The sequence below is a fragment of the Oerskovia sp. NPDC060338 genome (genome assembly GCF_042726295.1).
GTDB classification, from domain to species: domain Bacteria; phylum Actinomycetota; class Actinomycetes; order Actinomycetales; family Cellulomonadaceae; genus Oerskovia; species Oerskovia merdavium.
In genome coordinates, this window is sequence record NZ_JBHXCQ010000007.1 from 157,013 (window position 1) to 177,901 (window position 20,889).

At 72.7% G+C, this 20,889-nt stretch carries 18 protein-coding genes; 11 read left to right on the forward strand and 7 right to left on the reverse strand.

Annotated features, from left to right (window positions below; translation table 11 throughout):
* Positions 1-108 precede the first annotated feature (108 nt).
* Genes ACFWGN_RS10535 through ACFWGN_RS10545 form a run of 3 tightly spaced genes read right to left on the reverse strand, consistent with a single transcriptional unit; the run spans position 109 to position 3,412 of the window.
* Complete coding sequence (locus ACFWGN_RS10535) at positions 109-1,368, reverse strand: DUF4350 domain-containing protein (protein WP_377616801.1); 1,260 nt, start codon at positions 1,366-1,368, stop codon at positions 109-111.
* The gene (locus ACFWGN_RS10540) at positions 1,365-2,156 is read right to left on the reverse strand and encodes a DUF4129 domain-containing protein (RefSeq protein WP_377616802.1); all 792 of its coding nucleotides are present in this window, start codon (positions 2,154-2,156) and stop codon (positions 1,365-1,367) included. Before ACFWGN_RS10540 ends, ACFWGN_RS10535 begins: the two co-directional genes overlap by 4 nt.
* On the reverse strand, positions 2,153-3,412 hold the full coding sequence (locus ACFWGN_RS10545) for a hypothetical protein (protein ID WP_377616803.1): 1,260 nt from the start codon (positions 3,410-3,412) through the stop codon (positions 2,153-2,155). The genes ACFWGN_RS10540 and ACFWGN_RS10545 overlap by 4 nt, the downstream gene beginning before the upstream one ends.
* Positions 3,413-3,620: 208 nt before the next feature.
* On the opposite strand from ACFWGN_RS10545, the gene mtrA reads away from it, so the two are divergent.
* The 7 genes from mtrA to secA all read left to right on the forward strand — a co-directional run bounded on the left by mtrA (position 3,621) and on the right by secA (position 14,326).
* Complete coding sequence (gene mtrA / locus ACFWGN_RS10550; protein ID WP_377616804.1) at positions 3,621-4,304, forward strand: MtrAB system response regulator MtrA; 684 nt, start codon at positions 3,621-3,623, stop codon at positions 4,302-4,304.
* Between the two features lie 56 nt (positions 4,305-4,360).
* Positions 4,361-6,097 (forward strand): MtrAB system histidine kinase MtrB, encoded by a 1,737-nt coding sequence (mtrB, locus tag ACFWGN_RS10555; protein ID WP_377616805.1) that lies wholly within the window; start codon positions 4,361-4,363, stop codon positions 6,095-6,097.
* Positions 6,094-7,818 carry an LpqB family beta-propeller domain-containing protein gene (locus ACFWGN_RS10560; protein WP_377616806.1) on the forward strand — a complete coding sequence of 575 codons (1,725 nt, stop codon included), beginning with the start codon at positions 6,094-6,096 and terminating at the stop codon, positions 7,816-7,818. Before mtrB ends, ACFWGN_RS10560 begins: the two co-directional genes overlap by 4 nt.
* 56 nt (positions 7,819-7,874) lie before the next feature.
* A complete protein-coding gene (locus ACFWGN_RS10565) occupies positions 7,875-8,849 on the forward strand; it encodes a ComF family protein (protein ID WP_377616807.1) in 975 nt (324 codons plus the stop codon).
* Positions 8,850-9,069: 220 nt separating this feature from the next.
* Positions 9,070-9,717 carry a ribosome hibernation-promoting factor, HPF/YfiA family gene (gene hpf, locus ACFWGN_RS10570; RefSeq protein WP_377616808.1) on the forward strand — a complete coding sequence of 216 codons (648 nt, stop codon included), beginning with the start codon at positions 9,070-9,072 and terminating at the stop codon, positions 9,715-9,717.
* A gap of 138 nt (positions 9,718-9,855) precedes the next feature.
* Complete coding sequence (locus tag ACFWGN_RS10575; protein ID WP_377616809.1) at positions 9,856-11,145, forward strand: winged helix-turn-helix domain-containing protein; 1,290 nt, start codon at positions 9,856-9,858, stop codon at positions 11,143-11,145.
* 190 nt (positions 11,146-11,335) lie between these two features.
* Complete coding sequence (gene secA / locus ACFWGN_RS10580; RefSeq protein WP_377616810.1) at positions 11,336-14,326, forward strand: preprotein translocase subunit SecA; 2,991 nt, start codon at positions 11,336-11,338, stop codon at positions 14,324-14,326.
* 30 nt (positions 14,327-14,356) lie between these two features.
* Here the strand turns inward: secA and ACFWGN_RS10585 are convergent, their stop codons facing one another.
* The gene (locus tag ACFWGN_RS10585) at positions 14,357-14,884 is read right to left on the reverse strand and encodes an Rv3235 family protein (RefSeq protein ID WP_377616811.1); all 528 of its coding nucleotides are present in this window, start codon (positions 14,882-14,884) and stop codon (positions 14,357-14,359) included.
* 132 nt (positions 14,885-15,016) lie between these two features.
* Positions 15,017-16,120, reverse strand: coding sequence for a LysM peptidoglycan-binding domain-containing protein (locus ACFWGN_RS10590; RefSeq protein WP_377616812.1), 1,104 nt, complete (start codon positions 16,118-16,120; stop codon positions 15,017-15,019).
* Between the two features lie 163 nt (positions 16,121-16,283).
* On the opposite strand from ACFWGN_RS10590, the gene ACFWGN_RS10595 reads away from it, so the two are divergent.
* Positions 16,284-16,823, forward strand: a complete 540-nt coding sequence (locus ACFWGN_RS10595; RefSeq protein WP_377616813.1) for a hypothetical protein — start codon at positions 16,284-16,286, stop codon at positions 16,821-16,823.
* A 123-nt stretch (positions 16,824-16,946) separates the two neighbouring features.
* Here the strand turns inward: ACFWGN_RS10595 and ACFWGN_RS10600 are convergent, their stop codons facing one another.
* Positions 16,947-17,162 carry a helix-turn-helix domain-containing protein gene (locus ACFWGN_RS10600; protein ID WP_377616814.1) on the reverse strand — a complete coding sequence of 72 codons (216 nt, stop codon included), beginning with the start codon at positions 17,160-17,162 and terminating at the stop codon, positions 16,947-16,949.
* Between the two features lie 212 nt (positions 17,163-17,374).
* Here ACFWGN_RS10600 and ACFWGN_RS10605 point away from each other — a divergent pair, with 212 nt between their 5' ends.
* Genes ACFWGN_RS10605 through ACFWGN_RS10615 form a run of 3 tightly spaced genes read left to right on the forward strand, consistent with a single transcriptional unit; the run spans position 17,375 to position 20,005 of the window.
* Positions 17,375-18,052 carry a hypothetical protein gene (locus ACFWGN_RS10605; protein ID WP_377616815.1) on the forward strand — a complete coding sequence of 226 codons (678 nt, stop codon included), beginning with the start codon at positions 17,375-17,377 and terminating at the stop codon, positions 18,050-18,052.
* Positions 18,049-19,476: a CpaE family protein gene (locus ACFWGN_RS10610; RefSeq protein WP_377616816.1), complete on the forward strand. Its 1,428-nt coding sequence runs from the start codon at positions 18,049-18,051 to the stop codon at positions 19,474-19,476. The genes ACFWGN_RS10605 and ACFWGN_RS10610 overlap by 4 nt, the downstream gene beginning before the upstream one ends.
* A gap of 4 nt (positions 19,477-19,480) precedes the next feature.
* The gene (locus tag ACFWGN_RS10615) at positions 19,481-20,005 is read left to right on the forward strand and encodes a DUF6912 family protein (protein WP_056646107.1); all 525 of its coding nucleotides are present in this window, start codon (positions 19,481-19,483) and stop codon (positions 20,003-20,005) included.
* A gap of 101 nt (positions 20,006-20,106) precedes the next feature.
* Here the strand turns inward: ACFWGN_RS10615 and hisN are convergent, their stop codons facing one another.
* The gene (hisN, locus tag ACFWGN_RS10620) at positions 20,107-20,886 is read right to left on the reverse strand and encodes a histidinol-phosphatase (RefSeq protein WP_191800064.1); all 780 of its coding nucleotides are present in this window, start codon (positions 20,884-20,886) and stop codon (positions 20,107-20,109) included.
* Positions 20,887-20,889 lie beyond the last annotated feature (3 nt).

The window sequence follows — 20,889 nt, forward strand, 5'->3', positions numbered from 1 at the left end:
CAGCGGGGACCGGAGCCCCGTACGCGGGGGGCGTCGCGGGCTGGGCCGGCGACGGCGCGTAGCGCTCGGCGGGCTGCTGATAGGGGTTCGTCCCCTCGGGGTGGTGCGTCACGGGTGGAAGACCTCGCTCTCCAACTGGTCAAGGTGACGTGCGAGCTCGAGCAGCGCGGCGTCGTCGGCGGGTGGTGGTCCGTACAGGAGGTGCGCGACCTGCTCGGCCGGTCGGTGCGTGGCACGGACGATCGCGTCGATCAGGGCCGGGGCGGCCGCCGAGCGGGGCAGTCCCAGGCGTGCGGCCATGCGGTCGGCGCCGTGGGCCCGCAGGCCCGCGGCCGCGTGGCCGCGCGAGCGGGAGCGCCGGTAGAGCCGTCCGCGTCCTCGCGTGGTCTCCGACGCGCGGACCACGACGGGCAGGTCCTCGGTCACGAGCCGTCCCAGGCGGCGCCCGCGCCAGAGTGCCGCGAAGAACGCGACCACGAGGAGCTGGACGAGCACGACCGAGACCCACGGGGGGAGCGTGCCGGTGCCCGCACCGACGCCCTCGGAGATCGTGGCGTCCGTGAGGCTCGGCACGAACCACGTGAGGGTCTCGTGGCGCCCGAGCGAGCGCAGCGCGAGCGCGGCGTTCCCGTCCTCGGTGATGCTCGCGTTGGTGAGCAGGGTCCCGTCGTCGAGCGCGACGACGCGGCGCTCGCCCTCGTGGACGAGGTACGCGCCGGTGTCGGGCGGGCTGTCGTCCCCCGGGAAGCAGACGAGGGAACCGGGCCCGGTCGCGGTGAGCCCGAAGCCCGTGCTGCGGATGGCGCCTGCGGCGACCGCGTCCGGGTCGCTGCACCCCGGGGCCCGGGTGGCGTCGGGAGAAGACCAGTCGTCGGCCAGGGTCGCGGTCCCGCCGGTCGCACCCTCGAGCAGGTCGTACCCGGGCTCGACGAGCACCAGGTCGGCCTCGGTCTCGAGGAGGGCGTCGATCTGCTCGGGCAGGAGGTCGAGGTCCGAGGTCACGAGGAGGGTGGTCCCGGCGAGGGCCCGGGAGACCGCGTCCGCGGTCGTGGTCACGTACTCGACCTCGACGCCCTGGTCGCCGAGCACCTGGGCGAGCGCACGGGCACCGTAGGGGCCCGGGTTGTCGGGGGCCAGGGGCGTGCTGGACACGGCCGGTCGGGACAGGGCCGCGAGGCCCGCGACGATCGCGACGAGGAGCAGGACCGCGAGCGGCCAGCGCACGGCACGCCACCGTCGCCGTGCGCGCGAGCCGGCCGTGGTGCCGTCGCCCATGACCGGGGCGGGCACGTAGGCGGTGGTGACCGCGGACGAGGACGCGTCCGGGGCCGAGACAGGGGGCGGAGGGGCGGCGAGTCCGGTCGTCATCGTTCTGCTCCCGACGTCGAGGACGTCCCGGCCGCGACGGGCAGGTCGGTGGGCACCTCGGTGGGCGAGGAAGCGTCGGCACCGGTCGCCGGCGAGCCGGTGCCGACGGGCGTCGGCCGGGTCGCGAGGGCTGCGGCGTCGAGCTCACGCAGCGCCTGGTCGGCGGCGGGACCGACGGCCACCTTGCCGTACCGGACGTCGTCGAACAGGTGGGCACCACCCGCGAGCCGGTCCGCGAGGGCAGGGAGGCGCAGGGCCGCGGCATCGGCCGCCTCGTGAGCCGTGCGCCCGGGGCGCGGATCGAGGACGACCCGTTCCTCGAGCGAGCGGACGACGGCCCGGTAGCGCTCGACCACGGCCGTGGCCCAGTCGCCCGCCGCCGCCGCGGCATCGGCCGCCGCGCGCAGGTCGGTGGCCGAGCGCGTGTCGTCCTCGAAGACCGCGGCCGACGTGCGCGCCCGGCGCGAGAGCCGGACGGGGCCCGCGACCAGGTAGGCGATCACGGCGACCACGAGGACCACGCCGGCCACGACGAGCGAGGCGACGACGGGGTTCACGTCGAGGACCTCGACGCCGTCGAACAGACCCACCAGCCAGTCGATGAAGCGCATGAGCAGGGACGGCTGGTCCTGGTAGACGGGGTCGAGCAGCTCCTCCTGGAGCCAGCGACGGGCGGTGTCGGCGTCGGGCGTCACGGGGACGTCCCCACGAAGCGCCACCGGCAGGTGCAGGCGCGCCGACCAGGCCGCCTGCCCGGCGGCGAGCGACGCGGAGAGCGCCCCGGTCACGCCGTGCCGTGCTCGGCGTGCTCGTTCGCCGCGGCCGTGAGCTCGACGTCGAGCCCCTCACGGCGCATGCGCACGTCGATGTAGAGGAGCGAGACGACGCCCGCGAGGAACACCGACGTGACGACCGAGCTGATGATCTGCGCCACCGCGGTGAGGGCCAGGATCCCGAAGGTGTCGGTGACGAGGAACGTCGTGAGGGCCGAGAACGGGTAGACCACGATGCTGGCGATGACGCTCACCGCGATGTAGGCCAGGAGCGAGATCCCGAAGGTCCGCCAGTAGGCGCCCCGCGTGAGCTTCCATCCGCGGACGACGGCCGAGCGGAACCCCTGCCCCTCGAGCACCAGGGCGGGAGGGATCAGGAGCGTCCGGACGATGAACCAGGCGAGGAAGACGGCCCATCCGGCGAACCCGAGGAGCAGGACGACGATCCCGAGGCCGACGTCACCCACGAAGCCGAGGATCGTCAGCCCCACGTAGAGGAACGTCGCCACGTAGACGACGAGGTTGGTGAGGAACGAGAAGCCGATGAGGGGCCACACCTTGGAGCGCACCTGGGCCCAGACCTCGCCCACAGTCGCCTTGCGCCCGACGACCGACTGGCCGACGGACGTGATCAGGATGCCGTTGACGATCGGGAGCGCGAGCGCGAGGACGACGCCGGTCACGAGCGAGGCCCCCAGCAGCGGGAGCATGTCCGTGAGCACCTGCACGTCGCTCCCGAGCTCCGTCTCGAGCCGAGCGAGCTGCGGTGCGAAGATCCCGGACACGAGTGCTCCGAGGGCCATCCCGACGATCGTCGCGACCGCGATCACGGTCGCACTCATCCCGAGCATGACCTTGGGGTTGGAACGGATCGCGCCGAACGCGCCGTCGAAGATCTCGCCCAGGGTCAGCGGGCGCAGCGGGATGATCCCGGGCTTGTTGGCGGGCGGCGCGAAGGGGCGGCCCGCGAACGACGGGGGTCCGTACCCGGGCTGCACCGGGCCGCCGTACTGGCCTTGCTGTCCGTACTGGCCCTGCTGGCCGTACTGCGGCTGACCCCAGGCATTCGGCGTGGGCTGGCCGGGCTGGCCGTACTGACCGGGCTGGCCGTACTGACCGGGCTGGCCGTACTGACCGGGCTGGGGCGCACCGGGCGGGACGGGGGCACCGCCACCGGGCGCAGCCGCGCCCTCGGGGGGCTGCGGCCCGCGCTGGCCGTAGCGCGGGGTGTCGTCCGGTGCTGGCGTGCCGGCGTCGTCGGGCGTCGTCATCTGCTCTGCTGTCCCCGCTCGGTTCTGTGGGGCCCGGAGGCCTCGTCCTGGTGCGGCCGTGCACGGCACTTCGACAGTGCCCTGCGCGGTCGCGGCCCACCCTAGTACGGGGGCCTGTCAGGTGCTGCGAGCGAACCGCCCGGGTGAACACTGGGCGCCGCCCGGTGGTTCGGTCGGGCGCTGCCGGGGTCGATGGCAAAATGGGGTCATGAAGGTACGCGTGCTTGTGGTCGACGACGACACCGCTCTCTCCGAGATGATCGGCATCGTGCTGCGCTCCGAGGGGTTCGACCCGGTCTTCTGCGCGGACGGGGACCTCGCCCTGGCGACGTTCCGCAGCACGCAGCCGGACCTCGTCCTCCTGGACCTGATGCTCCCGGGCAAGGACGGCACCGAGGTGTGCCGTCTGATCCGCGCGGAGTCGGGGGTGCCCATCATCATGCTCACGGCCAAGAGCGACACGGTCGACGTGGTGCTCGGGCTCGAGTCGGGCGCGGACGACTACATCTCCAAGCCGTTCAAGCCCAAGGAGCTCGTGGCCCGCATCCGTGCGCGCCTGCGCCGCTCGGACGAGCCGGCCCCCGAGCACCTGTCGATCGGGGACGTGGAGATCGACGTGACGGGGCACCGGGTCACGCGCGACGCGCGACCCATCGCGCTCACGCCGCTCGAGTTCGACCTGCTGGTCGCCCTCGCGCGCAAGCCCTGGCAGGTCTTCACGCGTGAGGTCCTCCTGGAGAAGGTCTGGGGCTATCGTCACGCGGCGGACACGCGCCTGGTGAACGTCCACGTGCAGCGGCTGCGGTCCAAGGTCGAGCACGACCCGGAGAACCCGGAGATCGTCCTGACGGTGCGCGGCGTCGGCTACAAGGCGGGCGCGGCACGCGGGTGAGCAGCTCGTCGCTCCGAGGTCGGGTGGGGCTGACGTTCCGCCGTACCCGACGTCGGGTGCGTGCCGCGATCGGACGGCTCACCTGGCGCGCCCGGTCGTCGATGCAGCTGCGCGTCGTCGGGACCGCGCTGGTCGTGGGTGCGATCACGGTCGCGGCTCTCGGTGCCTACCTGTCGAGCACCATGCGTGACGGCCTGTTCGAGCAACGGCTCGAGCAGATCAACGTCGAGAGCGCGAACTCGATCCAGCAGGCGCAGAGCCTGTTCACGGCGTCGCTGTCCAAGACCAAGGACTCCGAGCTCCAGACTCTCCTCCTCGACGTCCACAACACCCTGCGCACGAGCGGCAGCCCGGACCGCAAGATCTTCCTCATGCGGCCCGAGGGAGCCACCTCGCGCCTCAACGACGTCAGCACCGACAACCAGCTGACGAGCCTGGTCTCGGACGAGCTGCGCGACGCGGTCCTCGAGAGCGACGGTCGCGAGCTCCAGTCGGTCGCGATCCCCCGGGACCCGTCCGACCCGCACTCGCCCGTGGACCCCGGGGTGCTCGTGGGGTCCAAGGTCCAGGTCCCCACGGTCGGGACGTACGAGCTCTACTTCCTGTACTCGCTCGCGCCCGAGCAGGAGACGCTGTCCTTCCTCCAGGGGACGCTGGCCCTCGGGGCAGCCTTCATGGTGGGCATCCTGGTGCTCATCACCTGGGTCGTGACGCGCCAGGCCGTCCAGCCGGTCCGCAACGCCGCAGGCGTCGCCGAGCGGCTCGCCGACGGGCACCTGAACGAGCGTCTGCCGGTGAAGGGCCACGACGAGCTCGCGACGCTCGCGCGCTCGTTCAACGAGATGGCCGAGAGCCTCCAGCTCCAGATCGGTCGGATGGAGGAGCTGTCCCTGCTCCAGCGGCGCTTCGTGTCGGACGTGTCGCACGAGCTGCGCACGCCGCTCACGACGATCCGCATGGCGGGCGAGGTCCTGCACGCCTCGCGCGACGACTTCGACCCCGCGTCGAAGCGGTCGGCGGAGCTCCTGCAGACCCAGCTCGACAGGTTCGAGGACCTCCTTGCGGACCTCCTCGAGATCAGCCGGTTCGACGCGGGGGCAGCGCAGCTGGACGCCGAGCGGCGCGACGTGCGAGACGTCGTCAACGCGGCCGTGGACCTCGCGGCCCCGCTCGCCGAGCGCAAGGGCGTCTGGATGTCGGTGCACTTCCCGGACGAGCCCGCGATCGCGGACGTCGACCCGCGACGGGTCGAGCGGATCGTGCGCAACCTCGTGGTCAACGCGATCGAGCACGCCGAGGAGCGCCCCGTCGAGATCACGGTCGCCCAGGACCGGCACGCGGTCGCGATCGTCGTCCGCGACCACGGCGTGGGGATGACCGAGGACGAGGCGCTGCACGTGTTCGACCGCTTCTGGCGGGCGGACCCGGCGCGGGCACGCACGACCGGCGGGACCGGGCTCGGTCTGGCGATCTCGCTCGAGGACGCCCACCTGCACGGAGGCTGGCTCGAGGTGTGGGGCCGCCCGGGTCGGGGCGCTGCGTTCCGGCTCACGCTCCCGCTCCGGGCCGGGATCCATCTCTCGTCCTCCCCGCTCCCGCTCGTCCCGGAGGAGCCCACCCGCACGCGCGGGCTCGGCCCGGCGACAGGTCCGGTGGGTCCGGTCGAGGACCCGGCCGAAGGGACCACGAGCCCGTCGGCGCTCCCCGTGCTCCCCGACGAGCCATTGGTCGCCGGGCGCCAGGGGGCGCTCCGGGCGGCGCACGAGCACACCGCGGACGAGGAGCGACCATGACGAGGACAGCGGAACGACGACGTCGCTGGGCCGCGCGGGCCGCGAGCCTCGTCGTGGCGGCCGTCGCCCTCTCGGGCTGTGCGGCGATCCCCACGTCCGGTCCCGTGATCCAGGGGGACACCGTGGTGCAGGGCTTCAACGCTCCGGGCCTGCGGGCGCGGGGCCCCGCGGTGGGCGACGACCCGAAGGGCATCGTGTCGGGCTTCCTGACCGCGCAGGCGGCCGGGCCGGCGGGAGACTTCGACGTCGCGCAGGAGTTCCTCACGTCGGACGACTGGGACTGGAAGACGCAGGTGCTGGTCTTCGACGGGGACCTGGACCTGACGTACGACGAGGAGGCGATGCAGACCGGTGCGGTCACGGTCACGGGCAGCGCGTCGGTCGTGGGCGCCCTGGACAAGCGTGGCGTGTACACCGAGGACGTGCCGGTCAGCACGGTCGTCTCGTTCGGGCTCGTCCGTCGCAGCGACGGGCAGTGGCGGATCGAGACGGCCGAGGACGGGTTGTTGCTCTCGCAGAGCGCCTTCCTGGCCGCCTTCAGGTCGACCCGCCTCTACTTCCCGTCGGCAGACCGTGAGGTCCTGGTCCCCGACGAGCGCTGGTTCCCCAACAGGACCTGGCAGACCAACGCGGTGGACGAGACGTTGGTCGGTCCCGTCGAGTGGCTCCGCGGCTCGACCGACGTCGTCGTCCCCGAGGGGACGCGCCTGAGCATCGACGCGGTCACGAACGAGGGCGGGGTCGTCGACGTGCGCCTGACGGACGCGATCTCGCTGGCGTCGCCCGAGGACCGCGCGCTGCTCAAGGCGCAGCTCGAGGCGACGCTCTTCGACGCGGTGCCTCTGACCGTCAACCTGTATCGGGGCGAGGACCTGCTCAGCACGCCCTCAGGCGGCCCGGTGCTGGCCAAGGCGGACGCGGTGGGGAACGAGGTCGTCGCGGCCCAGGGCCAGGTCATGACGCTCGAGACGGGAGCCGACGACCTGGTTCCGCTCGCTCCTGCCGTCTCGCTCGAGGGCATCGACGCGACCGCGCTCGCGCAGGGCGCCAACGCCCGCCCCCTCGTCGTCCGGGACGGTACGAGCAACCTGCTGCGCCTGCCGACGAAGACCCTTCCGGGGGTGACCCTCCTGACCGGCGACGACCTCCTGGCCCCGAGCGTGGACCGGCTGGGTGGTGTCTGGTCGGGTCCGCGGGCGCAGGCGGGAGTCCTGCAGGTCGTGCGGTCGGACCTGGCCGACGCCGGGACCCCGGTCGAGGTCGCCGCCCCGTGGCTCGCCGGTCGTTCCGTCCAGTCGATCCGGGTGGCTCACGACGGGGCGCGGATCGCGGTGGTCAGCTCGGACGCCTTGGGAGCGACCCGCGTCGACGTCGCAGGGATCGTGCGCGACGAGAAGGACGTGCCGACCGCGCTGTCCGAACCCTTCCGGGTCGGGGCGCCCATCAGGTCGGCGTCTCAGGTCGTGTGGGCCGACGAGACGCTGCTCGCGGTCCTCGGGACGGACGAGGCGGAGACGTCTCCGGCGGTCCATCTCGTCGCGGTCGGGGGAGACACGACCCGGCTGTCCCCGGTGGCGGGCGCGACGGCGATCAGCGCGGGCGACGGGGAACGAACCGTGCAGGTCCTGACCGAGAACGGCACGCTGTTCGGGCGCAGCCGGTCCGGTGCGGTGTGGGAGAAGCGGATCGAGGGAGTCGCGCTGCCGACGTTCCCGGGCTGACCCGGTGGTGCGGAGGCTGTGCCTGCGCACGGGCCGGTGCACAGGCGCCAGAACCGATGCTGGGTCCACAGGGCAAGTTCGGTGCCGCCCTGGGACGCGGCGCGGCGTGGCAGGCTCCGGCCGTGCCGTCCTCCTCCGCGCCGTCCTCGGGTCGCCGAGCGCCCCGTCGCCCCTCACCGGCTACCGGGACCCCCGGCCGCCGGCTCCCGACGGCCACGGGTTTCCTGGGGGATCACCCGCTCGTCGCCGCGCTCGCGGGCGCGGCCGCCTCGCTGACCCGGCTCGTCGTCCCGATCGAGTGCCCCGGGTGCGGCGCGAGGGACCTGGTGCTGTGCCCTGGGTGCGCCGGGCTGCTCGACGCCGCGCCGACCCGCCGCGAGCGGGACGCCCCACGGCTCGACCGGCTCGACGGTCGGCCCCCGCTGCCCGTGTGGGCCTGCGCGTCGTACACGGGCCCGCTGCGGGACGTGGTGGTGGCGTGGAAGGACAAGGGGCGCGTGGACCTCGCAGGGGTGCTCGACTCCGCGGCGCGCCGGGCAGGGGTGACCCTGGCGCCCCAGGTGCGGTCCGCCGTCGGGCGCGGGGAGACCAGGACCCGTGCCGGGAGCGGGCGGGGCCCCGTGCTCGTGGTGCCTGCGCCGTCGACCGGCGCGGCCCGGCGCGCCCGGGGGCGCGAGCCTGTCCTCTCCCTGGCCCGCGCCCTCGCGCAGGGGCTCGGAGAGGCGGGCCTCGAGGCAGTCCCTGCGGCACTGCTGGCGCAGCGCGGGCGCGACCAGGTGGGGCGGGGTTCGCGGGGCCGGGGGGAGCGGTTGGCGACGGTCCGGGCGACCCGGCAGGGCGTCCGGTCGAGCCCGTCGCTCGTGGGAGCCACGTGCCTCCTGGTCGACGACGTGCTCACCACGGGGGCCACGCTCGCGGCCTGCGAGCGCGCCCTGGAGGGGCTCGGAGCACGCGTCCTGGGGGCTGTCGTGCTGGCCGCGACACCCCCTCCTCGGCGGGGTTCCGCGGCCCCCGAAGTTCATCTCGCGTAGATGCTGCCTTTACCTCGCAGGGGGGTTAACCTGGGGTCCAGTCGTCACGGGGAACGGTTGGTAACGGGACCCGTGCGGCCACAGAGCGACAGACCCGAGGCAAGGTCTTCGGGCAGGGAGGTGATAGGTACTCCGGATCCCCCTCGGGGGAGCCAGACCCAGGACCACACGGGACGCTCTGGAGAAACGGGAGCGTCCGAGACCCTTTGCGGAGGCTCACATGGAGATCGTTGTCGTCGGCAGGCACACGGAAGTGGCTGACCGCTTCCGCCGACACGTGGAAGAAAAGCTCGCGAAGTTCGAGCAGTTCGCACCGACCGCCCAGCGGATCGACGTCGAGGTCACCCACGAGAACAACCCCCGACTGTCCGAGGTGCGCGAGAGGGTCGAGCTGACCGTCCGCGCCAAGGGACCCGTCGTCCGCGCCGAGGCGGCAGCCGACGACCGGTTCGGGGCACTCGACCTGGCCATGAACAAGCTTCAGGAGAGGCTGCGGCGCGTCAGCGACCGCCGCAAGGACCACCGCAACAACAACCCCCAGCCGCCCGTCGACGTCCGGCCGTTCATCCCGGAGGACAAGCAGCCCGAGCCCGTCGCCGCGCACCCCGGTGTGCCCGGCGAGGCGGTCGAGACCCAGCTCGGCGACTCGCCCGTCGTCATCCGTCAGAAGCTGCACTCCGCGGAGCCCATGACGATCGACGACGCCCTCTACGAGATGGAGATGGTGGGCCACGACTTCTACCTCTTCGTCGACGTCGAGACCGCCCGTCCCTCGGTCGCCTACCGGCGCAGGGGCTGGAGCTACGGGGTCATCGCGCTCGACACGGCGTGCGCCGGCGGCCTGAAGGGATCCCCCGACCAGGGGTGAGCACCGCGAGGTCCGTCTGACCCAGAACCGACCCGACGGGGTGGCGTCGCCGACCAGGCGAGGCCACCCCGTCGGCGTGCGGCCCGCGCTGCGTGGCCCGCACGCTCGCCGCGCCGTGTGTCAGGGGGGACGGGCAGGATGGGTCGGGTGAAGACCGAGACAATGTCGCTCGCCCAGGCTCGTCGCGTCGCGCTCGCCGCGCAGGGTCTGCACACCCCCCGGCCCGACGACGGAGCCACGCCCCGGCAGGTCACGCTGCGGCACGTGCAGCGCACCGTGGACCGGCTGGGGCTGCTCCAGATCGACTCGGTCAACGTCCTGGCCCGGGCGCACCTGGTCCCGCTGTACTCCCGCCTCGGTCCCTACGACGTGAGCCTGCTCGACCGCGCGGCGGGTCGCGCGCCGCGCAGGCTCGTCGAGTACTGGGGGCACGTGGCCTCCTACGTACCGCCCGAGACCTACCGCTTCCTCGAGTGGCGCCAGCGTGCCTACCGGACCGAGGCGTGGGGGGCCATCAGCGGTGTCGAGCTGTCGCACTCCGCGGTGGTCGAGCACGTCCGCGGGATCGTCGCGGCGCGCGGCCCCATCACCGCGGGCGAGGTCCACGAGCTGCTCGAGGCCGAGGGCATGGGCGAGGCGCGCACCACGACCGAGTGGGGCTGGAACTGGTCGCTCGCCAAGCGGGCCCTCGAGTTCCTCTTCTTCACCGGTGAGATCACCGCCGCGCGCCGCAACGCGGCGTTCGAGCGCTGCTACGACCTGACCGAACGCGTCCTTCCCGCCGCGGTCGTCGCGGCGCCACCCGTGAGCGACGAGGACGCGGTCCGTCGGCTGCTGGAGATCGGGGCCAGGGCGCACGGGGTCGGGACCCTGCGCTGCTTCCGCGACTACTTCCGGCTCAGAGGGCCGGCCCCACGACGTGCGCTCGACGAGCTCGTCGAGGACGGCGTGCTCCGGCCCGTCGAGGTGCGGGGGTGGGACGAGACCACGTACCTGCACCGTGACGCCGTGGTCCCGCGACGGGCGCAGGGGCGCGCGCTGCTCAGCCCGTTCGACCCGCTCGTGTTCGAGCGGACTCGGCTCGAGCAGCTGTTCGGGACCCGCTACCGCATCGAGATCTACGTGCCCGCGGCCAAGCGGGTCCACGGCTACTACGTCCTGCCGTTCCTCCAGGGTGACCGCATCACGGCCAAGGTGGACCTCAAGGCGGATCGTCGCGCGGGCATCTTGCGGGTCCTCGCAGCCCACCGCGAGGAGCATGCGGACGCAGAGACCGCCCCGGCGCTCGCGGCCGAGCTCCGCCTCATGGCGACCTGGCTGGGCATGGCGAGCGTCGTCGTCGGGCCGCTGGGGGACCTCGCACCTGCGCTCGCCGCCGAGCTCGCCCAGCCCCCGGCACAGGGCGCCGCGGGGGTGGTCGCCGGGTAGAGGTGACGGGCGGCCGGCGCGGCGGGTTTCGCCGCAGAGCGAAACCCCCATCGCCGGACAGAAGCCCTACCACGCTCGGGACTCGCCTACGATGGTCTGTGGTGTGATCCAGCCGACTGCCGAAAGGTGGTCGCCTCGCATTCGCCCCGGACCGTCCGGCCCGGGGGCGCGATCGATACGGGAGTACTGCGTGCCTGCGATCCTCGAGAAGGTCCTGCGCTTCGGCGAGGGCCGGATCCTGAAGAAGTTGTCCGGCCTGGCTGAGCAGGTCAACAAGCTGGAGCCCAGCTTCGAGGACCTCAGCGACGAGGAGCTGCGCGAGGAGACGGACCGCTTCAAGGAGCGGATCGCGAACGGGGCGACGCTCGACGAGCTGCTCCCCGAGGCCTTCGCCGCGGTCCGCGAGGCGGCTCGTCGCACCCTGGGGCAGCGCGCGTACGACGTGCAGCTCATGGGCGGCGCGGCCCTGCACATGGGCAACATCGCGGAGATGAAGACCGGTGAGGGCAAGACCCTCGTCGGGACGTTCCCGGCGTACCTCAACGCGCTGTCCGGCAAGGGCGTCCACGTCGTCACGGTCAACGACTACCTCGCCAAGTACCAGAGCGACCTGATGGGCCGCGTGTTCCGCGCCCTCGGCCTCACGACGGGCTGCATCATCTCCGGGCAGACCCCGGCGGTCCGCCGCGAGCAGTACGCCGCGGACATCACGTACGGGACGAACAACGAGTTCGGCTTCGACTACCTGCGCGACAACATGGCGTGGAGCACCGACGACCTGGTGCAGCGCGGCCACAACTTCGCGATCGTCGACGAGGTCGACTCGATCCTCATCGACGAGGCGCGTACGCCGCTCATCATCTCGGGCCCCGCGTCGGGCGACGCGAACCGCTGGTACGGCGAGTTCTCCAAGGTGGTCCGCCGCCTGAACCCGGAGACCGACTACGAGGTCGACGAGAAGAAGCGCACCATCGGTGTGCTCGAGCCCGGTATCGCGAAGGTCGAGGACTACCTCGGCATCGACAACCTGTACGAGTCGCTCAACACGCCGCTCATCGGGTTCCTCAACAACGCGATCAAGGCCAAGGAGCTCTTCAAGCGCGACAAGGACTACGTCGTCCTCAACGGCGAGGTCATGATCGTCGACGAGCACACAGGTCGTATCCTCGCGGGGCGCCGCTACAACGAGGGCATGCACCAGGCCATCGAGGCCAAGGAGGGCGTGCAGATCAAGGCGGAGAACCAGACGCTCGCCACGATCACGCTCCAGAACTACTTCCGCCTGTACGACAAGATCTCGGGCATGACGGGTACGGCCGACACCGAGGCCGCGGAGTTCCAGGGCACGTACAAGCTGGGCGTCGTCCCGATCCCCACGAACCGCAAGATGCAGCGTGTGGACCAGCCGGACCTCGTCTACAAGAACGAGGAGGGCAAGTTCGACGCGGTCGTCGCGGACATCGTCGAGCGCCACGCCGAGGGTCAGCCGGTCCTGGTCGGCACCACGAGCGTCGAGAAGTCCGAGCTGCTCTCGTCCAAGCTCAAGAAGCAGGGCGTCCCGCACGAGGTCCTCAACGCCAAGCAGCACGAGCGTGAGGCCGCGATCGTCGCGCAGGCCGGCCGCAAGGGCTCGGTCACGGTCGCGACCAACATGGCCGGTCGTGGGACGGACATCATGCTCGGTGGCAACGCCGAGTTCATGGCCGTCGCGGACCTCGCGGCCCGTGGGCTCGACGCCACGGAGAACCCCGAGGAGTACGAGGCCGCGTGGCCCGAGGCCGTCGAGCGCGCCAAGGCCGCGGTGGCCGCGGAGCACGACGAGGTCAAGGAGCTCGGCGGGCTGTACGTGCTCGGCACCGAGCGTCACGAGTCGCGTCGTATCGACAACCAGCTGCGTGGTCGTTCCGGCCGTCAGGGTGACCCGGGCGAGTCCCGGTTCTACCTGTCGATGCAGGACGACCTGATGCGTCTGTTCAACTCGAACCTCGCCGAGTCCATGATGAACCGCGCGGGCTTCCCGGACGACGTGCCCCTCGAGTCCAAGATCGTCACGCGCGGCATCGCGAGCGCGCAGGGTCAGGTCGAGGCGCGCAACTTCGAGATCCGCAAGAACGTCCTCAAGTACGACGACGTCCTCTCGCGTCAGCGCACCGTCATCTACGACGAGCGTCGCCGCGTCCTCGAAGGCGAGGACATGCAGGAGCAGATCCAGCACTTCATCACCGACGTCGTCACGGCGTACGTCGACGGCGCCACGTCCGAGGGCAACCCGGAGCACTGGGACCTCGAGGGCCTGTGGACGGCGCTGCGCGCGGTCTACCCGGTCTCGATCGAGGTGGACGAGGTCGTCGAGCAGGCCGGGGGAGCCACGCGCCTGACGCGCGAGCTGATCCTCGAGGAGATCCTGTCCGACGCCCGCGTGGCGTACCAGGACCGCGAGGCGACCCTCGGGAGCTCCAACATGCGTCAGCTCGAGCGCCGCGTGGTGCTCTCGGTGCTGGACCGCAAGTGGCGCGAGCACCTCTACGAGATGGACTACCTCAAGGAGGGCATCGGCCTGCGCGCCATGGCGCAGCGCGACCCGCTCGTCGAGTACCAGCGCGAGGGCTTCCAGCTCTTCCAGGCGATGACCGAGGCCATCAAGGAGGAGTCGGTCGGCTTCCTGTTCAACCTCGAGGTCAAGGTCGCCGAGCCGACCACGCCCGCGGTCAACCCGGTGTCGGCCGCTGCTGCCGCGCAGTCGGCGGCGGGTCAGGCGTTCGGAGGGACGGCCGGGGCCGCGGCCGCGGGTGCCGCCGTGGCGGCAGCAGCCGCCGCGAAGGCAGCTGCTGAGGCCGAGGCCGTCCAGGACGAGCCGGTCGCCGAGGAGGTCGTGGACGCGCCCGTCGAGGACGCCGCCTCGGCCCCCGCACCGAAGGCCGAGCCCACGCTGATCGCCAAGGGCCTCGACGGTCCGGGCGAGCAGATCCCGCTGCAGTACTCGGCGCCGTCGGACGACGGCTCGGGACAGACCGTGGTCTCGGGTGACGGTTCGCGCCGTGCCCGCCGCGCCCTGCACGGCGAGGCGACCGCGGTCGAGGGTGACGGGCGCACGTTCCCCGGCACGCCCCGCAACGCCAAGTGCCCCTGCGGCTCGGGCAAGAAGTACAAGCTCTGCCACGGGTTGAACGAAGAGGACTAGCCCTCGCCCGAGGAGCACTGCGAGCGGCGGTCAGCCGATCTCGAGGACCACGACGCGCCACACGCCGCGCCGGGCCTCGAGTCGGACGGCCGCCGCTCGCACTCTGTCCATGTCCTCCAGGACGATCGTGGCCTCGGCAGCGGTGTCGCCGAGCCGCAGGAGCCTGGCCCGACGGATCGCGACGGGGCGGGAGGCGACGACGCGGTCCGGTGCGTCCTGGGTGAGCTGTGCGCGGCGACCGATCGCGTCGAACACGTCGGGGGCGAGCCAGCGCTGGAGCTGTGCGACGGGCCGCTCGCCTCGCAGCACCTCGACCGCGGCGCGCACGACCGAGCAGCAGATCGAGGTCGGGTCCGGCAGGTCCGCCTCCGGCGCGGAGACCACGGGTCGGCCGCTCTCCTCCAGGTCCTCGGAGTGCGGGAACTGGGGTGGGCCGCCGAACGTCAGGACCCGCACTGATCGGTGGCCGGCCCGCGGCAGGGTCGCGACGGGGTCGTGGCGGGGGACCCCGCCCGAACGCAGGGTGCGGACGACGGGATGCTCCGTGGAGATCGACATGGTGCTCCTTCGGGGTACGACGAGGGACCGGGGCGCTCGTGCGAGCGCCCCGCGGGGCGAGACGTGGGACCGGCCTGGCTGCCGGTCGCGGGGAAGAGGTGTGCGCGGGGCGGTCGGCCGCCGCGCCCGAGGTCAGGGAGACAGGGGTGCGCTGAGGATCTGACCAGGCTTGATGAGGTCGGGATCGTCACCGATGACGTCTCGGTTGGCGTCGAACCAGCGTCGGCACTCGGTGGCGACCGATGCGTCGGAGGCGTTCGGGCCCAGGCTCCTGCCCGCGATCGACCACAGGGTGTCGCCGCGGAGCACGACGATCTCCACGACCGTGGGCGCGGGTGCGGTGGGGTCCGACGTCGTGGTCGGGGAAGGTGCTGCCGTCTGTGCTGGTGAGCCGAGCAGCGTGCCGAGGGGAGTGTGCGGGGGCTGGGGAGAACCTGTCCCGGCACCGTCAGGCCGCCCGGTCGGCGGCGCGTCCATGATCGTGGGGGCATGGGGGGAGCGTGCTGCGGTGTGGGGAGCCGGTGCGGTGGACGGCTCGGACGGCGGTGCGGCCGACCGGGAGGCTGCCACGGTGGGGACGGGCTCGGGAACGGCCGAAGGATCTTGCCCGGGGGGCGAGTCGGCGGCAGGGGCGGAGAGGTGGTCTCCTGCTGACGACCGGGGACCGGGCGCGGGCAGCGGCGGAGCCGGGGGGACGTCCTCGGAGGTGGCGTCCGTCAGGTCCTTGCCGAGCAGGTGTTGTTCGTCGCCGACCGGGCCGTCCGTCGGAGTGGTGGGCTGCCATCCCAGGTCGACGACGGGTCCGCTCGTGCTGTCCTCCGGCACGTACGGCAGCTCGGTGGCCTGTGCTGAGCCCGCTCCCAGGGTCAGTCCGGCTCCGACCGAGAGCGAGACGCCGACGCTGGCAAGCCTGCGGACAGCAGCGGGTGCGTGGCGACGAACGAGGCGCTCACCCGTCTCCCATCGCTGCCCGACGCTCTGAGCGATCAGGCAGACCAGGGCTACGGCGGAGGTCAGTGCGACCCATGCGGCGAGCGCAGCACCGACGGCGAGCACGAGAATCTCCAGGTACACCTCGACGTGTGCCGCAGGCAGGGACTGGAGCATGCGAAGCCCTCGTCCCGCGAGGAGGGCTGCGGCAAGCCCGCCCGCGGTCGAGAGGGCGACGAGAGCCGCGAGCCGTGGCGCGCGTCGATCGTGCTCGCCGTCCTGTGCGTGCCGAGACTGCTGCGTCATTGCTTCCCCCTGAAGACGGTGACTTCCGTGCACTCCTGATCATCGCATTTGATCGCGTTTGATCTCGTTACATCAAACTCGATCCTCCTTGTCTTGTCCAGGGGAATGTCGCACTGCGGACAGGTCTGGACGAAACCCCCCGGGTAGGCACTAGCGTGTCCGCGTGCGCTGGGACCTCTTGTTCGCCGATCTCACGGCACAGCTCGACGCGGCGGAGGCCGCCGACGGGATGCAGGCCGTCGCCGAGCTGACCCGCGCGGAGCAGGCGACGATCCTGCTGACGGACCGGCTGCGGGCGGCCGTGGGCGCGCCGCTCGACGTTCACCTCGCCGACGGGCACCGTCTGGCAGCCGAGGTACGCGACGTGGCCCCTGAATGGGTCCTCCTGGCCGAGAGATCGCGACAGCACGTCGTGCCGTCGGCCGCGATCGCGTCGATCTCCGGTCTGACCCGCAACGCCCTGGCGCCTGCCACGCACGCGGAGGTGGGCAGGTCGCTCGGTGCGGTGCTGCGCGCGCTCATGCGCGACCGTGCGCAGGTCCGCGTCCGGACCACGTCCGGTCAGCTGGACGGGCGGATCGCACGGGTGGGCAGGGACCACCTGGACATCGACGAGCCGCGACGCGACCAGGGGCCGGGCAGGACGGCCGGGTCAGGTCGACTCGTACCGTTCTCCGCACTGGTGTGCGTGAGCGAGACCTAGGGGCCGGCGCAGGGGGATGCAGGGGAGCAGGGGGAGAAGGGTCTGGCAGCGGCGCAGGGCAGGTGCCGCACGCCCCGCGACGGTGCGCTCCGTCGACGGACGGCCTCGACGGGTAGGAGCGGCTCAGCCCTCGAAGTCTCTGGCGTCGATACGCGTACGTGTCTGCTGGTACATGCGCTGGATGTACCCCTCGAGCTCGGTGGCCTCGACGCGCCACTGCCCGCGCCCGCCGACCTGGATCGCCGGCAGGTCGCCGCTGCGGACCAGGGCGTACGCCTGCGCTGCGGAGATGTTGAGCTCCTCCGTCACGTCGGCGAGGGTGAGAAAGCGCGGTGCCATGCCGACATTCTTCCACGGGGCGCCGGATGGACGGAGTTGTCCACAGCCACCCCGAGGTCACCTCCCGCCCCTACGTCCCAGCAGCCATGATGTGCACGAGCACGCCTCCCGGCCTCGCCCGAGGTGCGGATCGAGGCAGCACCCGACCCGCAGCGCCCGACCGACCTCGCCCGCCCCTTCCGCCCTCGACCGTCCCGACGAAACGGATCCTCATGACGAGCACGATCGACCGCCCGCCCACCCCGACGGCGGCACGGATACGCAGACCTACCTGGCGTGACCCACGACTCGTGCTCGGGATCGTCCTCGTGGCGGGTTCCGTGGCCCTCGGGTCCTGGGCCGTGTCGACGGCAGGACGGACCGTCGCGGTCTATGCCGCGGCCGGGCCGCTCACCCCGGGCCAGACGCTCGACCTGGGTGCGCTCCGGACCGTCGACGTCCGCCTCGGTGCGGGGGAGGACGCCTACTTCGTCGTGGGCGAGGCCGTGCCCGAGGACCTCGTGGCGCTGCGCGTCGTCGGGGAGGGTGAGCTCGTCCCGCGAAGCGCGGTCGGTGACCCGGCCGACCTCGCGGTACGGCCCGTGGCGATCTCGGTCGCCGGAGGACTGTCGGACCGGGTCACGGACGGCGCGCTCGTGGACGTCTGGTTCGTCCCGGACACGTCGAGCGCACGAGGTGCAGGGGACGAGTCCTCGGCTCCCGAACCGCCGCACGAGCTCGTGGGCCAGGTCGTCGTCGCGCAGGTCGCGGAGGCGTCGAGCACGCTCGTCACCGGCGGCACGACGACGCTCCACGTGCTCGTCCCGACCGACTCGTTGCCCGAGGTCCTGGGTGCACTCGCCGCGGAGGGCGAGATCGCCGTCGTGCCGGTCGCCGGGGGAGCGTCATGACGCTCGAACCGACCACGCCGCCGGCGTCGGTCCTGTGCGCCGTGCGCGGGGACGGCGAGACGGTCGTCGTGACGGCACTGACGAGGCCAGGATCGGGGGTCGCGGTCGCGCGCCGATGCGCCGACCTCACCGAGCTCCTGGCGGCAGCCGGCGCGGGCGCGGGGACGGCGGCGGTGATCTCGGCCGACCTGCCGGGCCTCGACCGGGAGGCCGTGGCTCACCTGCACGAGCACGGGGTACGGGTCGTGGCCCTCGCCGACGGACCGGGCTGGCTCGCCGACCGGTTGCGGGCGATCGGGATCGACGTGGTCCTCGACGAGGGCACGCCGACCTCGGTGCTCGTCGAGACGGTGCGTGACGAGGCGCGGGGGCGGGGGAGCGGCACAGGACCTGCCGACGCCCCCGGAGCGCCTCCGGCAGGTCGCGGCTCAGGTCGACCGGGAGGTGCGCCCCCGGTGCCCGCGCCGGTCGAGACGCGCCGCGGACGGGTGCTCGCCGTCTGGGGTCCCACGGGCGCACCCGGGCGGACCACGGTCGCGGTGCACCTCGCCGCGGAGCTGGCCGGACTGGGGCCCGAGCGCGGGATCGGCAGGCGTCGACGAGGACGCCGGAGGAACGGCCCGTCGTCGGGCACGGAGGGCTCTCGTCCCCAGGACGTGCTCCTGGTCGACGCGGACACCTACGCCGGATCAGTGGCCCAGCACCTCGGGCTGCTCGACGAGTCGTCCGGGATCGCCGCGGCGGCACGCAGCGCGAGCCACGGCACGCTCGACCTGGCGGGACTCGCGCGCCTGGCCCCCGAGGTCGCACCGCGCCTGCGCGTCCTCACGGGGATAGCCCGCGCCGCGCGTTGGCCCGAGCTCCCGGGCTCGTCGCTCGACGTCGTCTGGGAGCACGGCCGGGCGCTCGCGGACTGGACCGTGATCGACTGCGGGTTCGGGATCGAGCAGGACGAGCTCCTCACCTACGACACCCGAGCCCCCCAGCGCAACGGTGCGACCCTGAGCGCGCTCGCCGCAGCGGACGCCGTGCTCGTCGTGGGGGGAGCAGATGCCATCGGGATCCAGCGGCTCGTGCGGGGACTCGCCGAGCTCGCCGACTCGGGCGCAGGAGCAGGCGCGCACAGGATCGTCGTCGCGAACCGCGTCCGCGCCTCGGCGGCAGGGCCGCGCCCCGAGGTGGCGGTCCGTGACGCCCTCGGTCGGTACGGGGGCGTCGTGGACCTGCACGTGCTGCCCGACGACCGGGCCTCGCTCGACGCGACGCTCCTCGCGGGGCGGACGCTCGCCGAGCTGGCGCCCGAGGCAGCGGTACGGCACGCGGTCGCGGCCCTGGCGCAACGGGTACGGACCGAGCTCGGAACAGTGCCGGTGGCTCCCGCAGCGGGCGGATCACGCGAACGCGTCCCGGAACCGGCACACTGATCCCATGCGCATCTACGTTCCCGCCACCGTCGACGAGCTCGACGCCGTCACCGTGACCGGCGACGAGGCCGTGTGGTCGCTCGCTCCGCGAGCCGCCCACGCCGTCACGTCCGCCCTCTCCCGCGAGCTGCCCGACGAGGACGAGGAGGGCCTGGAGTTCGCCGCGGCCCTCGAGGCCGCCGACGACTCCCTCGCGCTCATCGCCGGCCGGGTCGGCGCCCCGCGTCAGCGCCTCGTCGTGACCGTCGACGTCCCCGACGAGATGGTCTCGCTGACCGAGCCCCGTGGCGGCGAGACCGCCGAGGACGTCGCACCCAGCGCGGTCGAGGTCACGGCGACCATCCCCGAGGTGCGGATCGTGTGCGTGCACGTCGACGAGCCCGAGGCCGCCACCGACATCGCCGACGTCTTCGCAGCCGCCGACGAGGACCGCGACGAGGACCTCGACGCGGCCCTCGACCGCGTGAGCGAGCGCGACCTGCTCTGGTACGACTGGTCGGAGCTCAAGAGCGTGCCGCGCGCGAAGTAGTCGTGCCCAGAACGAGGTCGTGGTCGCTATCCGTGGGATAGCGACCACAACCTCGTTCTCGGCAGCCAGGCGCAGCCGGTCAGCAGCTCACGACGGACCCGTCAGGACAGCCGGCCCAGGACGTCGTCGTGCAGCAGCCCGTTGGTCGCCACGGCATTGCCGCCCCACGGTCCGGGCGCGCCGTCGAGCGACGTGAAGCTCCCGCCGGCCTCGGTCACGATGGGGACCAGGGCAGCCATGTCGTAGAGCTCGAGCTCGGGCTCGGCGGCCGCGTCCACGGCACCCTCCGCGACGAGCATGTAGGACCAGAAGTCGCCGTAGGCGCGCGTGCGCCACGTCTCGCGTGTCAGGTCGAGGAACGCGTCGAGCTTGCCGCGCTCCTCCCAGCCGGACAGCGACGAGTAGGACAGCGACGCGTCCTCGAGCCTGCTGACCTTGGACACGCTCAGGCGGCTCGCGGCCGCGAGCGAGCGCCCCGTCCACGCGCCCGTGCCCTTGGCGGCCCACCAGCGGCGGCCCAGCGCGGGCGCGGACACGAGCCCGACGACGACCTCGTCGCCGTCGGCCAGCGCGATGAGCGTGGCCCACACGGGGACGCCGCGCACGAAGTTCTTGGTCCCGTCGATCGGGTCGACGATCCAGCGCCGCGCGCCGTGCCCGGACTCGCCGAACTCCTCGCCGACGATCGCGTCACGACCGCGAGCCCGCGAGAGGTGGCTGCGGATGATCTCCTCGGCCGTGCGGTCCGCGTCGCTCACCGGGGTGTTGTCCGGCTTGGACTCCACAGTCAGGTCGAGGGCCTTGAAGCGGGACATGGTGTGGGAGTCGACCTGGTCGGCGATCACGTGAGCCAGGCGCAGGTCGTCGTCGTAGGTCGGCATGGC